The following is a 14,938-nucleotide window of genomic DNA, read 5'->3' on the forward strand; positions in this document are numbered from 1 at the left end:
ATCGTGAGCGGAGCCACGGGCGCCGGATCGGCCGGTACCTCCACGGGTACGGAAACGGACGGCGGCGGCCGTGGCTCCGCCGCGCGTGCGGCGAGTGCGAACGACCCGCACGACCCGCACACGACCAACCTGAAGCCGGTGAAGGCTTCCGTGTCGGACCCTTCCGGCACGCAGGAATCCCAGCGGGCATCCCAAGGGGGAACTGTGGCGGACACCCGAGGCCCGGCCCCGGCCGGTGAGGCGCGGCCGGCGTCTCCGCTTCCCGGTGAGCGGCGTCCGGAGCAGCCCGACGGGCCGTACCACCCGCCGCAGGCGTACCCGGCGCAGGCCCCCGCCGGGGCGGTCCGCAAGCCGCGGACCGGTGTGCGGACGGCGCCGCGGACCCGCAAGGCGCGGCTGCGGGTGGCCAAGGCCGACCCGTGGTCGGTGATGAAGGTCAGCTTCCTGCTCTCCATCGCGCTCGGCATCTGCACGATCGTCGCCTCGGCGGTGCTGTGGATGGTCATGGACGCGATGGGCGTGTTCTCGACGGTCGGCGGCACGATCTCGGAGGCGACCGGCTCGAACGAGGCGAACGGGTTCGACCTCCAGGCGTTCCTCTCGCTCCCCCACGTGCTGATGTTCACGACGATCATCGCGGTCATCGACGTGGTCCTGGCCACGGCGCTCGCCACGCTCGGCGCGTTCATCTACAACCTCTCCGCCGGCTTCGTGGGCGGCATCGAGCTGACCCTGGCGGAGGACGAGTGACGGCCTCCGCGACCGACCGCGGGCCCCTGACCTGACCGTCCCCGGCAACCGATTTTGGGACTGGCGTGGTCGTGCGCTAATCTTCAGGAGTCAGCGCGCGGGACATACACCGCAGAGCGCGGCGGGGCTATAGCTCAGTTGGTTAGAGCGCATCCCTGATAAGGATGAGGCCACAGGTTCAAATCCTGTTAGCCCCACCATCGAAAAGACCCCCGGTCCCCTAGGGCCAGGGGTCTTTTGACACCCACGGTTGACACCAACGGCCGGGACCGCGTCAGCAGGCGCGCAGAGGGCACCGTTCGTCGGCCGCCGGCCTCGGCTGTGAAAATCACTGTCCGACTGTCGGAACACGGTGATAAAGAGTCCATGTGACGACGCCCCTTACGTTTCCCGTTCTGTTGCGACTGATCGACGAACGGTCGACTGCCTTCCGCGCCGCGGTCGCCTCCGCGCCCAGCCTCGACGTACAGGTGCCGACCTGCCCCGAGTGGACGCTGTTCGATCTGGCGCAGCACATCGGCGAGGGGCGCCGGGCCTGGGCCGCCACCGTCGCCGCGGGGCCTGCTCCGGCCAAGTCCGCAGCGGAGGGCGCCCCGGCTGCGCCTCGGGAGCGCGAGGCCCTGCCGGCCTGGTTGGCGGAGTCCACGGAGCAACTGCTGGACGCATTGCGGAAGGCCGGCCCGGATCGCGGTTGCTGGACGTGGTGGGGTGCGTCCCAGTCGCCGCAGACCTGTGGTGCCGTCGCCCGGCACCAGCTCCAGCAGATCGCGGTGCACACCTACGACGCCCAGGTCACTGTGGGTGCCCCTGAGCCGCTGCCGGACGAGGTGGCGCTCGACGGTGTCGAGGAGTTCCTGTCCACCTGCGTCGCCACGACGAGTGCCTGGCCGCACGAGCCCAACGCCTTCGACTTCCACGCCACCGAGGGCCACTCCTGGTGCCTCACGGTCGACGGCGACGGCGCACGCTCCACCCGTATCTCCGCGCCCGGCACGACGTCTGTCGCCGCTGCCGACGAGGGCCCGAACGCGGCTGGCGTCTCCGTTCGCGGCACGGCCAGTGAGCTGGTTCTCTTTCTGTACGGCCGTATCCCGGCGGACTCCCTGCAGATCGAGGGAGACGCAGGTTTGTTCGATCTGCTTCGCGCGTGGGACCCGGAGGAGTAGGACGGGTGCTGTAGAGCGGCGAAGTAAGCCTTGTCAGTTCGCAGGGCCCGGGGGGCGGGCCGGCGGCCGAGGCGTGCCGTCTTTCGTGATCACGGTGTCATGAAAACGCCCGACCGCTGGCGACGGGGGATGCACCAGCGATCGGGCTATGGCCAAGGGTAACAAGGTTGTCGGTTCCGTGGGGCCAAGTCCGGCGGGATTCGGGCATGTTGGCCGATCATCGACCACACGGGGGGTCGTAGGACAGGCGTGGCAGGTACTCATGCCACCGCTGCGGGGTCAGCACGCCCCGGGTGACCGAACAGATGTGCCGGATCGCCGAGTCCGCGTCCAGGCTCCACAGGCGCACCGTGTCGGTGCCGCTGGAGACGCCGAGGACGTGGCTGTTGGGACTGAAGGAGAGGAAGTTCCCCGTCTTGGCGTTCGGGCTCATCGACTGGCCGATGGCCGTCGCCGAGGCCGGGTCGGTGACGTTCCACAGCCGGACCGTGTTGTCGTTGCCGCCGCTGGCCAGGGTGCGCCCGTCGGCGCTGAGGGTCAGGGACGTGACCGCCTCGGTGTGACCGGTGAGCGGGTCGCCCAGCGCGCTCGCCGAGGCCGGGTCGGTGACGTTCCACAGCCGGACCGTGTTGTCGTTGCCGCCGCTGGCCAGGGTGCGCCCGTCCGCGCTGTAGACCAGGGCGTTGACGGGACCGGAGTGTCCGGTGATCGGCTTGCCGACCGGTACGGCGTGCGCGGGGTCGGTGACGTTCCACAGCCTGATCGTGCTGTCGGCGCTGCCGCTGGCCAGGGTCTGGCCGTCCGGGCTGAAGGCGAGGGAGTTGATGTAGCCCCGGTGCCCGGTGATCGGCTTGCCGACCGGTACGGCGTGCGCGGGGTCCGTGACGTTCCACAGCTGGATGGTGCGGTCGTCGTAGGCGGTCGCCACGGTGCGCCCGTCCGGGCTGTAGGCCAGTGCGTCGGGGCCCATGAAACGGGTCCGCAGGGACAGCGGAGGGCCCGCGACGACCGGGTGGGAGGGGTCGGTGACGTTCCACAGCCGCACCTTCCGGTCGCCGGCGAGAACGGCGAGGGTGTGGCCGTCGGGGGAGAACACCAGCGTGTGCTGGTCGCCGTCGGCGGGCATGAACGGTTTGCCGAGCGGTACGGGCCGGCCGGTCCGCGTCACGTTCCACAGTCGCACCCTGCCGTCCCGGGCGGCCGTGGCCAGAACCTGGCCGTCGGGCCGGAACGCGCCACTCCGGCCGATCATGTCCGAGGTCGGGACCGACCACAGGCGCACCTTGCCGTCCCCGCTGCCGGTGGCGAGGGTCCGCCCGTCCGGGCTGAACCCCAGGGCGTACATCTCGCCGCTGCTGCCCGCGAGCGGCTCGCCGACCTGGGACGGGGACGCCGGATCGCTGACGTTCCACAGGCTCGCCGTGCTGTCCGCGCTCGCCGCGGCCAGCCGCCCGCCGTCGGGACTGAACGCCACCGACCAGATCGGTCCGGTGTGGCTGGTCAGCGGGGAGCCGATCGGCGTCGAGCGGCCGGGGACGGTGACGTCCCACAGCCGGATGGTGTCGTCCGCGCTGCCGCTGGCCAGTGTGTGCCCGTCGGGGCTGAAGGCCACCGAGTGCACCAGGTCGGTGTGTCCGCGCAGCGTCGTGAGCGGCTCGGGCCGGCGCGCGGCCGGGACGTTCCACAGCCGGACCGTGTCGTCGTCGCCGGCCGTGGCCAGTGTGTGCCCGTCCGGGCTGAACGCCACCGAGCGCACCGGGGCGGTGTGGCCGCGCAGCGTGGCCCGCGCGCCGGGCCGGCGCGGATCGGTCACGTCCCACAGCCGCACCGTGCGGTCCTCGCCGGCCGTGGCCAGTGTGTGCCCGTCCGGGCTGAAGGCGACCAGGTAGATGGTGCCCCGGTGCCCGGTGAGCGGCTTGCCGAGCGGTACGGCGTGGGCGGGGTCGGTGACGTCCCACAGCCGGACGGTGCCGTCGTCGCCCGCGCTGGCCAGGGTGTGCCCGTCCGGGCTGAAGACGGCGCTGCTCACCCAGCTGTCATGACCGCTGAGGGGCTTGCCGAGCGGGGCCGGACGGTTCGGGTCGGTCACGTTCCACAGCCGGACCGTGCGGTCGTAGCTGGCCGTGGCCAGCGTCTTGCCGTCCGGGCTGAACGAGGTGAGGTAGACGGCACCGGTGTGGCCGGACAGCGGCCTGGCGAGCGGCGCGTTCACGATCGAGATCAGACGGCTGTACGTGCCCTCGTCACCGGGGCGCAACCGGTGCGCGACCAGATCGAGCTGGGCGGCCAGGGACGGATCCGTGTGCTGGACCCGGTCGGCCTCGGCGAGCACCTGCTCGAACACGGCGTCGTCGCGCTGCTTCGAGGCGATCACGGCGGAACCGGCGGCGAGGACGGCCAGCACCACCAGCGCCGCCACCGCGGCCCTGCTCAGCCACACCGTGCGCTTGCGCAGCCGCACCGAGGCGGCCAGGAACTCCACGGCGCTGCGGGTCAGATAGGTGTCACCGGCCGACCGGGCCCAACTGCGCGCCTGCTCCAGCCGGGATCCCCGGTACAGCAGCGAGTTGTCCCGGCCGGAGTCCTCCCAGGACCGGCCGTCCTCCTCCAGTCGCTGGCGCAGCAGGTGGTCGCCCCGGCCCTCGTCGATCCAGTGCCGCAGTCGGGGCCAGGCGTGCAGCAGCGCCTCGTGGGTGATCTCCACGGTGTCCGCGTCCAGTGTCACCAGCCGGGCCTGTACCAGGGCCTCCAGCGACTCCTCCGTCTTGCCGGGGTCCGCCGACTCCTCCGCCAGTTGCCGCCGGGTGCCGCGCCGGCGCGTGGCCTGGGTGTCCTCGCCCAGCCGGACCAGGCGCAGCAGGAGCAGCCGGGCGGCGGTACGGGCCGCGGGGTCCAGGCCGGACCAGGCACGCTCGGCGGTCGCGGCCACCGCGCCCTGGATGCCGCCCGCCGCGCGGTAGCCGGCCAGGGTCAGCCTGCCGCCCTTCCGGCGCTGCCAGGTGGCCAGCAGGGCGTGCGAGAGCAGCGGGAGCACGCCCGCGTCGTGCGCGCCGCGCGGCCCGTCGGCGCTCACCTCGCGCACGATCAGCTCGGCGAGCCCCGGCTCCAGCTCAAGCCCCACCGCCTTGGCCGGACCGGTCACCGCCTCGCGCAGCTCGCTGCTGGTCAGCGGGCCGAGCACCATGTGGCGGTGCTGGAGCGCGTCGGACAGTTCCGGATAGCCGAGGCACTGCTCGTAGAAGTCGGCCCGGATGCCGAGGACGATCCGGACGGGGGCGGGCGCGCCGGGGCCGGCGAACGGGGTGCAGGCGGAGTGCAGGAACTGGATGAAGGTGCGCCGCTCCGCCTCGTCGGAGCAGAGGGTGAACGTCTCCTCGAACTGGTCCACGATGACGACCGGCCGGTCGTCCGGGGCGTTCGCGCGGCGGGCCCAGGCCGCGACCGCCTCGCGCACGGCGCGGACGACATGCGGGGCGTCGCAGCCGGGCAACGCCGGGTTCTCCGACGCCTCCCGCTCGGCCACGAGCGCTTCGGCGGCGACGGCGGCGAGTTCGGGTATACGGCGTACCAGTTCACCCAGCGGGTCGGCGCCTGGGACGAACTGCAGGACGGGGCCCGGGGGATCGACGAGGGGATCGGTGGGGGGCGGGGTGTCCTGGGAGGGCTCGCCGGACTGCTGTCGGGCCTGGGACGAGGGGCCGTCCTGTGCCGGTCGGGCGGGGCGGGGCGCCGTGGCCGCTCCGTCCTGTGCCGTTCGGGGCGTGGTGGCCGCTCCGTCCTGTGCGGTTCGGGGCGCGCTGGCCGTTCCGTCCTGTGCCGGGCGGGGCGTGGTGGCCGTCGTGTTCCGGTCCTGCTCCTGCTTCGGCCCCTGCTCCTGCTCATGTCCCGGTCGGGCATGGACCGCTCCGTCGGCCGTCGGGCCGTTCTGGCCGGCGGCCAAGGCGGTGTTCAGGGCACCGCCCCGGATCGCGGGGACCAGACCGGCGTTCAGCAGGGACGACTTTCCGGCTCCCGATGCGCCGACCAGCATGATCAGTCCGCCGGACCGTTCGGCCCTGCGGAGCTGGGCGACGAGGGTGTTCGTGCTCCGCTCCCGGCCGAAGAACCACCGGGCGTCCTCCCGCCGGTACGGCGCCAGCCCCCGGTACGGACACACGCCGCCGGCGACGGGCGGTGCCTGGGCCGGTGGCCGCCGGTTCTCCTCCGCGGGCGGCGCGGGACGGTCGCCGACCGGCCCGGCCAGGGCCAGCTCCCACAGCCGCTGCCAGTGGGCGATGTCGTACAGGCCGGTGGAGACCGGAACGGGACGCAGGCGACGGGCCTCCGGGATCAGGATCTGCAGGACCGCCGCGAGGGCGGCGAACTGGGCGGGTACGTTCTTGGCCCGGCGCCAGTCGCTGATCCGCTGCGCGGACACCCGTACGGGCCGGCCGCGCTCGTCGATCCGCTGCAACCGTACGACCGACTCGGCGACGCTCTTGAGGGGAGGATTTCCGGCCTCCTTGTACAGCAGCGCGAGCCGCTCGGCGAAGGCTGTACGTGCCCCTGAGTCGGAACTCAAGGTTCCACACCTCACTTTCCCCCGCGTGTGGACGTCCGGACCGGAAAACTCACCCTATACGCCTGACCTGCGGATAACGGGTGGGCCGGAGATCGGAACCTCCTAGTCGGTGGCGACAGATGGCAGGATCCGAACCCGGTAGCGGACCCGTCACATACCGTCCGGACAGGCCACCGGCACAGCGCCCGAGCAGACAGCCCATGGCGCCGAACGTTCTCGGTCAGATTCGGTCACCTTGTGCCGCGCCCGGCGGGCGAGCCCGCGGGCGCCCCGGAAACAGGCCCCGTTCTTCGACCCGCACCGCACCGCCGAAACGGTACGGGTCGACGGCCTCGCACCGTTCGGCACCGGTCCCCACGAGGGGAGGGACCGGTGCCGGGCGGTCGAGAAGCGGAATTCGTCAGGCGAACCATCCCGCCGCGCGGGCCGTGGTGACGGCTCGTCGCTCGGCCTCGCCGGCACCGGCGTTCAGGGCCGCGTCCCGCCCCCGTGCGGCGCCGCCGGCCGCTGCCGCCGCGGTCTGGGACGCCGTGAGTGCCGCGCGCAGGGCCGCCGCGGCGGCCGGGCCTCCGTCCCGGGTCGCGGCCAGCTGCGCGGCCAGGGCGGCGGTGGCGGCGGTGTTGCGGGCGCAGCGGGCGTCCGCCGCCGGGTCGGGGGCGGACGCGGCCAGGGCGTCCAGCGACCGCGCCGACAGCCGTAGCGCGTTGGCGGCCCGGCCGACGGTGTCCGTCGGCACGATCTCGGCCGCGTCCTGGCCGACACCGGCGTGCCGGCACGCGGCGACCGCACGCTCGTAGGCGCTGTGGGCGCGGGCGCCATGGATCCGGCGCAGCTCCTCCCCCTGTGTGTCCGGTCCGGCCTCCGCCGCTTCGCGTCCGCTCACGCTCATCCTCCGGCCTCCTGTTCCCGGACGGCCTCCTGGGACGGCCTCCCAGGACGACGCCGCATGCCCCGCCGCCGCGGACCGGGCGCGGGCAGGGTGCCACGCCGGACGCGAGGAGACCACACACGCGGGGGTTTCTCGGGTGCCCCGTTCCCGGGGGGCGCGGACCGGCGCGGCGGAGTCGGCGGCCGGCTGCCGGGGACGCGCCCTGGATATCTGATGGCTCGTCAGTTACGGTCGCCTCGCCGGTCGTCGACGAAGGGGTGAGTGCCATGGAGAAGCAGCGTTCCCGGTGCCCGCGACCGCCCGGCGAGCCGCGCTGGGTCGCGATGTTCCACGAGGGCGCCCAGGACAGCTGGACGATGGGCGCGCAGTCCCCGTACCGGGACCCGGTGCTGTACGCCGTCGGCGCCATGGCCCAGACCGTGCGGGCGCGCGGGGAGGAGATGGCGGTCGCGCTCTGGGGGCCGGAGGAAGGCGCCTGGCGCCTCTTCGACAGCCCGTCCGCCACGACACCCGCCCCCGCGCCGGAGCGGCCCGCGTCCGGCTCGGCCGAACCGGCTCGGCTCGCGGAACGCATGACGGGCCGCCGGCACCAGGTGCTCATGGCCGGTCTGAGCAAGGCGGGCCTGTACGACCTGACCCCCGAGGACGGCGAGGCCGTCCGGACCCTGGCCGAACGGCTGGACGAGCCCACCGTCCGCCGGGTGGCCGACTGGCTGTCATCCGCGAGCGGCCGACGGTAGCGGCCCGGCCGGTTCGGCGGCCGGTCCGCCGGGCAGTGACGTCCTGGAGGTCACCGCTGACGGCTGGAGGACGCATGAAGGTCTCCGTCGACCGCTCCCTGTGCTACGGCTCGGCCGAGTGCGCGCACCGGGCGCCGACTCTGTTCGCGTTCGAGGACGGGTACGGCGTCGTACGCCGCGGCGCCGCTGCTCAGGCCGCCGATGACCCGCAGGTGCGCGAGGCGGTCCGGGAGGCGGCCGAGAAGTGCCCCTCCCAGGCCATCACCTTCATGGAGCGGGAGGAGCGGCGGGAGGAGCGGGGGCGGGAGGAGCAGAGGTGGGAGTCGGAGTAGCGGGAGGAGCGGGGGCGGGAGGAGCAGAGGTGGGAGTCGGAGTGGCGGGAGGAGCGGGGGCGGGAGGGGTGGAGGTGGCCGCCGCCGGTGGATAGGCCCAGCCGAGGTCGGCGAGCGCCCGGGCCCGGGCCTCCGCGACCGCCGTACGGGCCGCGAGTTCGGCGGGGTCGACATGTGCCGACTGGCCCGTGACCTGCCCCTCCCACTTGCGGTACAGCAGACCGGCCTCCGCCGAGAACCAGCCGCGGCTCACCGCGTTCAGCGCCAGCAGCAGGCCGGTGTCCTCGGAGGCCGGCAGCGCCATCCAGCCACCCAGGGCGACCAGCAGCTCACGTCGTACGCACAGGCTCGCCGGATGGACCGGTGCGCGAAAGCCGTGGCGCTTCCAGTGGTCGAGGACGGCGCCGCGTTCGATCGGGCCGTCGCCGGGGTCACCGGGGAAGCCGGCCGTGGAGCCGTCGGGCAGCAGGTCCAGGACGCGGCACGTCGTCCACCCCACGCCGGGGTCCGCCTCCAGCGCGGCCAGGTCACGGGCGAGCACGCCCGGCATGAGCTGGTCGTCGGCGTCCAGCACCTTGACGTACTCGCCCTCGGCGCGCGCCAGCGCGATCGTCCGGGCGACGCCGGGGCCGCCCGGCCGGCCCTGGCGGAAACTCACCCGCGCGTCGTCCGGGACGTAGCGGCGGACCTCATCCGAGGTGCCGTCCTGCTGGACGATCCAGTCCCACTCCCAGCCGGCGGGCAGCCGCTGCGCGCACAGGGATGTGTAGGCGTCCGGCAGGAACCGGGCGGACGGGCCGTGGACAGCGGTGACTACGGTGACGCGCCGGCTCACGGCAGCGCTCACCACCTTTCCGTCGGGGTGCGGATCGTTGTCGTACGAGGATGACGTACGACGACGATGCCGTAGGGCGGCGATGCCCGGGTGAGGCGGCTGACGTGGTGCTGCGGGGCGGTGAGGTGTGGTGCTGCGGGGCGGCGAGGTGTGGTGCTGACGTGGTGTCGGGGGGAAACAGCGCGAGACCCCCGGCCGAACCCGGCCGGGGGTCTTTCCGTGTCGACTGGTGCGTACGCAAGTCGCCGTCGTGTCGAGACGTTGCGGTACTGCGGCTGCCGGGGATCAGCAGTCGAGGGAGGCCGAGAGGTGGTCGGTGGACGTGGTCTCCGACGGTGACTGCGTCTCGGTCTTGGTGAGGGGGCGGTGGCGGCAACGCGGGGACTTTCCGTGGGCCTCGGCCCGGATCCGCTGCTTCATCGTGGGGGGCAGGGCCCTGGCATGGGGCCAGGCCCAGTGGCGCGTCGCCGGAATCGTCGGGATCGTGTGCTGCGCGGTGCCGGTGCGGGGGCTCTCGGTCCGGGGGCCGGCCGCGGTGGCGGTGGCGGTGCCCGCGGCGACGAGTCCGAGCGCCGTGCACAGCGCGAAGAAGGCGGTGACGATGGCGGTCCACAGCTTCATGACCTTGTTCTGGGTCATGGCCCCTCACTTTCGGGTTGGGCGATTTGCGTACTTTGCTCATGATGTGTATGTGGGCCGCGAAGTGGTGGACCGACGCCCGTGGCGCGTGGATGTTCCGATGAACACCACTCGTATGGACGCAAAAGGCCAGAAAGGCCGCGAAAGAGGGTGAGCGCGAGCGAAGGGGGAGCAAGGTAACCGTCCGTGCGGGTGCGGTCACCCTCCGGCCAAAACGGCTTGCGACCTGGCCTATTGCGCAGACGGGGGCGGGAGTTGGGCCCCGGCGCAGGTCACCGATCGATATCGGTCGGTGTGTATAGTCGGGCGCCAGAGGTCCCCTACGTCAAGGAAAGACGAGGTCGCGCGGTGAAGAAGCTGCTCCTGGTCGCACTGGCCGCCATCGGCGGGCTCCTCGTGTACCGCCAGATTCAGGCGGATCGCGCCGAGCAGGACCTGTGGACGGAGGCGACTGACTCCGTGCCCACGGGTTCGTGAGTCCGGATACCGAATCTGCTACCCAAGCTGAACAGACCCCGGCCGCCCGCGCGGTCGGGGTCTTGTGTTGCCCGGGGCCGGGCTGGGGCCGTGGCCCGTTGACCTTCGTGTTGCGGGGTCCCGCCGGGTGAGGTAGCCGTGGCTGCGGGCGGTGCCGGATGTGCCGGGCGTTTCGGACGGGCGTACGCGTTGCCCGGATGGCGCAAGGGCGGTCAGGGCAGGATGGGGCTCGCGGTCCGGTGCGGCTGTCCGACGACTGGGGGTGGTGGCGCGTGCGGGGGCGAGGGCGTACGGCGTGGGCGTGGTGTCGGTCCGGCACCGCCCGGCGCGCCGTGACCGTACTGCTGGGGTTCTGCGCCACGGTCGCGATGCCCGCCGCCGCTGCCGCCCCCGTCGCCCAGCCTGCCGCCGCACCGGTCGCCACCGCCGCCCAGCCTGCCGCCGCGCCGGTCGCCGCCGCACCGGTCGCCGTCGGCGGGGCGGGGCCGGGGGCGTACGCCTTCACGCCCGGCGCCCGGACCGTCGCGGGCACGGAGGGCACCGCGGACGCCGTCCCGCTGGACCCCCGCCACACCTACCGCAGCTCCCTCCCGCGAGGCGGCAGGCTCTACTACCGCCTCCGGCTCGCCGCCCAGGACACGGCGTACGTCCCCGTCACCGCCGTACCACCGGCGGACGCCGCCGTCTCCGCCACCGACGGCATCCGCGTCTCACTCCGGGACGCGAACGGCGGTTCCTGCTCCTACGCCTCCGCCCGCTTCGGCGCCGGGCTCAGCCCGCGTCCGGTCACGGCCCTGGGGCAGCGCGAGGCCGGCAAGGCGCTGTGCCAGGGCGGGGGCACGTACTACCTGCTCGTCGAACGGCTCGACGCCGGGGGCTCCGGCGCGGCGGCCCCGGCCCAGCGGTGGGACCTGGAGATCGCGCCCGTCACGGAACCGGGCCTGGCGCGGGCCTCCGCCACGAGTCCGCCGCGGACCTGGGACTCCGCGACCCCGGAGCCCCTCACCGGCCGGCCCCGCGAACGCTCCGGCGGCACCGGATTCGCCGGGGCGCGCCCGTTGGGCCCAGGAGTCTGGCGGACCACCCTCACCCCCGGTGAGACCCGCTTCTACAAGGTGCCGCTGGACTGGGGCCGGCAGCTGCACGCCTCCGCCGAGCTGGGCGGCGCCCCGGGCCACGGCTATGTCGGCGGCGCGCTGAACCTCTCCCTCTACAATCCCGTCCGCGGCTCCGTCGAAGACGCCTCCCTCGGCTACACCGGTGCCGCGAAACCGGCCGCCCTCGCGCCGGTGCCGCCGGTGGAGTACGCCAACCGGTACGCCGTTCAGGCCGGGGTGACCTCCGTCCGCTTCGCCGGCGAGTACTACCTCGTCCTGCACCTCAGCACGCAGTTGTCCGGCACGTTCGGACAGGGGCCGTTCGACGTGACCCTGCGGGTCCGGGTGGACGGACAGGCGCACGCGGGCCCCGCGTACGCCGGCAGCCCCGTACCGGAGGACGCCTTCACGGTCACCGAGCAGGACCGGGAGGCCGCGCTCACCGGGGACACCGGCGGCGGGGGCGACGACCGTGTGATGTGGCTGGTCGCCGTCGGCGGGATCGGCTCGGGGACCGCACTGCTGCTGGTCCTCGGCGGATGGACGGTGGCGGCCCGACGGTCCCATGCACGGGCTCGGTGACGGCGGCCGGGTCGAGGTGGCCGGGGGCGGGTCGGCGCCGGGGCCGGTGCGGCGGCGGAGGGGGCCCGGGTATGGGTCTCGGTCGACAGCCTTGGAGGGGGCCTTCGGTACGGGCTGAGGAGGTCTTGGAGGGTGCCTTCCGTACGGGCTGAGGAGGTCTTGGACGGGGCTCGGGTACGGGCGGAGGCGGAGGCGGACTGGAGGGGGCTCGGGTATGGGTTCGCAGGCGGACTCGGAGAGGGCTTGAGCACGGGCACCGGTGCGAGTTCAGAGGCGGGTGAGCGCCCAGAAACCCACCGCGTAGCAGGCGAGCGCCAGCAGCAGGAGTGGGATGGCTGCCCTGGCCGGCGGGCCGGGGCGGCGCGGCGCGCGGCGCGCCCGACGGCCCCGTGCGCCCGGTGCCCGCCGTGTGGGCGGGGTGGGCGCTGTGGATGAGGGGGGCGGCGCGAACTGCGGCGGGGTGTGGGGCGCCACCTGTGGTTCGCGTGCCGTGTACGCGGCGGTGGTGGCGGTGTCGGTGGACGGGCCCAGCAGGTGGGCTGGAATCGGGGTCCGGAACGGGGGCTGATGCGGCACCGGGCCCGGCCCGAAGACGGGGGGCGGTGGAGGGGTCGGATCGGGGGCCGCGGGATGCCAGGGCGGCGGCAGCCGGAAGCTACCGGTGTCCGACAGGGAGTCGGTGGAGGGGGGCGCGCCGGGGCCCGTACCCCCACGAGAATCCGTACCGGCAGCCGTACCCGCACCAGGGTCTGTACCGGCACCAGGGTCCGTACCCGCACCAAGGTCTGTACCGGCACCAGGAGCTGTACCGGCAGCCATACCGGCACCAGGAGCTGTACCCGCAGCCGTAGCCCCACCGGCAGGGTGGCTGGGAGCCGCACCCGCACCAGGAGCTGGGCCGGAACTCGTACCCGCACTCGTGCCGGCACCCATACTCATCCCCGCACTCGTGCCCGCACCCGCACTCGTGCCCGATCCCGCACTCGTGCCCGCACCCGCACCCGCACTCGTGCCCGCACCCGCGCCCGCTTCCCCCTGCGCCCGCTCCCCCTCCCCCTCTTCCGGGGCTCTGCGCAAGGTCGTTGCCGACGTCGGGCCCGATATCAGGTCCAAGGTCACGCCGGATGCCTGCTGTAGGGGACCGTCGGGTCCGAAACCCGGGGGCAGTGGGCCGAGTTGGTCGAAGACCTCGATGAGTTCGTCATCGGGGCCCGGTTCCGGCAGGAGGTCCGCGGCGCCGGCGAGAGCTTTGCGCGCCCCCGTGGCGGTGCGGAAGCGGTCCGCGGGATCGGGCTGCAGCAGCGAGGCGACCACCTGCCAGAGCGGTTCCGGAATGCCCTTGGGCGGCCCGGGCGTCCCGTGTTCCAGGAAGTGCTGCACGAGCGCCTTGGCGTCGGGTCTGGCGCCTTCGAGGAGGTACAGGGCGACCAGGCCGACGGCGAACAGGTCGGCGGTGAAGTCGGGTTCGGCGCCCAGCAGCTGTTCGGGCGCGAGGTATCCGGGCGTGCCCACCACGAGGTTGGTCTCCGTCAGCCGGGGTTCACCGAGCCGCATGGCGATGCCGAAGTCGGACAGCCGCAGCCGCGGCCGGCCGGTACCGGTGGCTTCGAGGAGCACGTTGGCGGGCTTGATGTCCCGGTGCACGACGCCCTCCGCGTGCACGGCGGCGAGCCCGGACAGCAACTGGTCGAGCAGGGCGCACACGAAGGCCGGCGGGAGGGGGCCGTAGTCGCCGATCAGGTGGACCAGTGAGCCGCCGGCGACCAGGTCCATGGTGAACAGCACCTTGTCGTCGTCGGCGGCCCAGCTGGCCGGGGCGAGGACGTGCGGGTGGTCGATGCGCAGTCCTTGTTCCCGGACGAAGCGGAGCAGGGAGTGGGCGTCGCGCTGCTGGAGGACCTTGGCGGCCACGTAACGCCGTCGGCGATGGTCCCAGGCACGCCATACGGCGCCCACACCCCCGCGTCCTATCGGGTCGGCCAGCTCGTACCGGCCGGCGAAGACCTCACCCATGGCAGCCGCCGCTCCTCCCACTGGCCCCACGAAGCCCCGGGCCTCATGCCCCCCTCGGCTCCCTCGCTCCCCTCCCTACCCAAGAGACGAGCGATACGACCCGGCGGGCCCGGCCCCCTGCGGTGAACCGGCCCGTAGGTCAGTTCTGGTGGGACTGGTAGTGCGCGACGGCGTCGGAGGTGCGGCCGGCGCCGTAGACGCGGAGGAAGTCCGCGAGTTCGGGGTGGCTCGGAGCGAGGGAGTCCGCGGCGTCGATGATGTCACCGGCGGCGGCCACCGAGCGGAGCAGCGACTGGATCTCGCGGACCACTCGTTTCACCGTGGGCGCACCGGAACTGCTCGTGGTCTGGGTGGTGTTGTTGAGCACGGAGCCCCCCTGCGACTTCTTGATCTCGTCCATGCGCTCGGTCGCCTCGGCGGCGCTGACGCTGCCGTCCGCGACCTGGGACGCCAGCTCCTGGAGCAGCTGCACCCGCTGGACCACCGCCGGATTGCCGATCTTCGCGCGTTGGCCGCTCATCAGCTGCGAGAGCATCGGAGCGGACAGCCCCAGGACGGCGGCGAGTCGCGCCTGGTTCAGCCCGAGATCATCGATGAGCTTGCGGAAGAGCGCCCCCAACGGCTCCCCGTACCAGTTCCGCTGCAGCTCCCGCGCTCTGGCGGTGGCTTCCTGCTGTGCGGCATCCATTGCGTCTCCCCATCGCTTCCCCTGAAAACCGCGGTTCGCTGTCGCGAACCACGTCGAGCATCTTACGGAGAGTGGTCATCCGCGGGGACCCCCAATCTTTTTGTGAGATACGGGGGGTGACCCGGTACTCTGGTCTGCGGCACCCGCCGGAACCCACACCGTCCGGCCG

At 73.3% G+C, this 14,938-nt stretch carries 11 protein-coding genes, 1 tRNA gene and 1 pseudogene; 7 read left to right on the forward strand and 6 right to left on the reverse strand.

All coding sequences use genetic code 11. From position 1 onward, the window contains the following. Positions 1-3: 3 nt before the first annotated feature. The 3 genes from ACIGYR_RS27620 to ACIGYR_RS27630 all read left to right on the forward strand — a co-directional run bounded on the left by ACIGYR_RS27620 (position 4) and on the right by ACIGYR_RS27630 (position 1,916). The gene (locus ACIGYR_RS27620; protein WP_399603665.1) at positions 4-750 is read left to right on the forward strand and encodes a DUF3566 domain-containing protein; all 747 of its coding nucleotides are present in this window, start codon (positions 4-6) and stop codon (positions 748-750) included. A 123-nt stretch (positions 751-873) separates the two neighbouring features. Next, a tRNA-Ile gene (locus ACIGYR_RS27625) sits at positions 874-950 on the forward strand. 168 nt (positions 951-1,118) lie between these two features. Beyond that, on the forward strand, positions 1,119-1,916 hold the full coding sequence (locus ACIGYR_RS27630) for a maleylpyruvate isomerase family mycothiol-dependent enzyme (protein WP_399603662.1): 798 nt from the start codon (positions 1,119-1,121) through the stop codon (positions 1,914-1,916). A gap of 217 nt (positions 1,917-2,133) precedes the next feature. On the opposite strand, the gene ACIGYR_RS27635 is transcribed toward ACIGYR_RS27630, so the two are convergent. Further along, the gene (locus ACIGYR_RS27635) at positions 2,134-6,477 is read right to left on the reverse strand and encodes a hypothetical protein (RefSeq protein WP_399603659.1); all 4,344 of its coding nucleotides are present in this window, start codon (positions 6,475-6,477) and stop codon (positions 2,134-2,136) included. A gap of 400 nt (positions 6,478-6,877) precedes the next feature. Beyond that, positions 6,878-7,366 (reverse strand): hypothetical protein, encoded by a 489-nt coding sequence (locus ACIGYR_RS27640; RefSeq protein ID WP_399603656.1) that lies wholly within the window; start codon positions 7,364-7,366, stop codon positions 6,878-6,880. A gap of 266 nt (positions 7,367-7,632) precedes the next feature. Here ACIGYR_RS27640 and ACIGYR_RS27645 point away from each other — a divergent pair, with 266 nt between their 5' ends. Further along, a complete protein-coding gene (locus ACIGYR_RS27645; protein WP_399603654.1) occupies positions 7,633-8,106 on the forward strand; it encodes a hypothetical protein in 474 nt (157 codons plus the stop codon). A 74-nt stretch (positions 8,107-8,180) separates the two neighbouring features. Beyond that, positions 8,181-8,438 carry a ferredoxin gene (locus tag ACIGYR_RS27650; RefSeq protein WP_399603651.1) on the forward strand — a complete coding sequence of 86 codons (258 nt, stop codon included), beginning with the start codon at positions 8,181-8,183 and terminating at the stop codon, positions 8,436-8,438. 85 nt (positions 8,439-8,523) lie between these two features. On the opposite strand, the pseudogene ACIGYR_RS27655 reads toward ACIGYR_RS27650, so the two are convergent. Together ACIGYR_RS27655 and ACIGYR_RS27660 are read right to left on the reverse strand one after the other, a co-directional pair. Then, positions 8,524-9,285, reverse strand: a pseudogene (locus tag ACIGYR_RS27655) (glycosyltransferase family 2 protein); the annotation flags it as partial. A gap of 273 nt (positions 9,286-9,558) precedes the next feature. After that, positions 9,559-9,912: a DUF6344 domain-containing protein gene (locus tag ACIGYR_RS27660; protein ID WP_399603648.1), complete on the reverse strand. Its 354-nt coding sequence runs from the start codon at positions 9,910-9,912 to the stop codon at positions 9,559-9,561. Positions 9,913-10,260: 348 nt separating this feature from the next. Here ACIGYR_RS27660 and ACIGYR_RS27665 point away from each other — a divergent pair, with 348 nt between their 5' ends. Continuing rightward, entirely contained in the window at positions 10,261-10,389 is a 129-nt protein-coding gene (locus ACIGYR_RS27665; RefSeq protein ID WP_003999697.1) for a DLW-39 family protein, read from the forward strand. 368 nt (positions 10,390-10,757) lie between these two features. Further along, the gene (locus ACIGYR_RS27670; RefSeq protein WP_399604139.1) at positions 10,758-12,068 is read left to right on the forward strand and encodes a hypothetical protein; all 1,311 of its coding nucleotides are present in this window, start codon (positions 10,758-10,760) and stop codon (positions 12,066-12,068) included. Between the two features lie 267 nt (positions 12,069-12,335). On the opposite strand, the gene ACIGYR_RS27675 is transcribed toward ACIGYR_RS27670, so the two are convergent. After that, on the reverse strand, positions 12,336-14,081 hold the full coding sequence (locus ACIGYR_RS27675) for a serine/threonine-protein kinase (protein ID WP_399603645.1): 1,746 nt from the start codon (positions 14,079-14,081) through the stop codon (positions 12,336-12,338). 139 nt (positions 14,082-14,220) lie between these two features. Continuing rightward, positions 14,221-14,769: a helix-turn-helix domain-containing protein gene (locus ACIGYR_RS27680; RefSeq protein ID WP_391845997.1), complete on the reverse strand. Its 549-nt coding sequence runs from the start codon at positions 14,767-14,769 to the stop codon at positions 14,221-14,223. Positions 14,770-14,938: the final 169 nt, after the last annotated feature.

This window comes from Streptomyces sp. NPDC053076, assembly GCF_044546845.1.
Classification (GTDB): domain Bacteria; phylum Actinomycetota; class Actinomycetes; order Streptomycetales; family Streptomycetaceae; genus Streptomyces.

Excerpts from the sequence above, each read along its gene's own strand:
- ACIGYR_RS27650 (WP_399603651.1), top strand. The coding sequence starts at position 8,181 with ATGAAGGTCTCCGTCGACCGCTCCCTGTGCTACGGCTCGGCCGAGTGC.
- ACIGYR_RS27645 (WP_399603654.1), top strand. The coding sequence starts at position 7,633 with ATGGAGAAGCAGCGTTCCCGGTGCCCGCGACCGCCCGGCGAGCCGCGC.
- ACIGYR_RS27640 (WP_399603656.1), bottom strand. The coding sequence starts at position 7,366 with ATGAGCGTGAGCGGACGCGAAGCGGCGGAGGCCGGACCGGACACACAG.
- ACIGYR_RS27675 (WP_399603645.1), bottom strand. The coding sequence starts at position 14,081 with ATGGGTGAGGTCTTCGCCGGCCGGTACGAGCTGGCCGACCCGATAGGA.
- ACIGYR_RS27660 (WP_399603648.1), bottom strand. The coding sequence starts at position 9,912 with ATGACCCAGAACAAGGTCATGAAGCTGTGGACCGCCATCGTCACCGCC.
- ACIGYR_RS27680 (WP_391845997.1), bottom strand. The coding sequence starts at position 14,769 with ATGGATGCCGCACAGCAGGAAGCCACCGCCAGAGCGCGGGAGCTGCAG.
- ACIGYR_RS27670 (WP_399604139.1), top strand. The coding sequence starts at position 10,758 with ATGCCCGCCGCCGCTGCCGCCCCCGTCGCCCAGCCTGCCGCCGCACCG.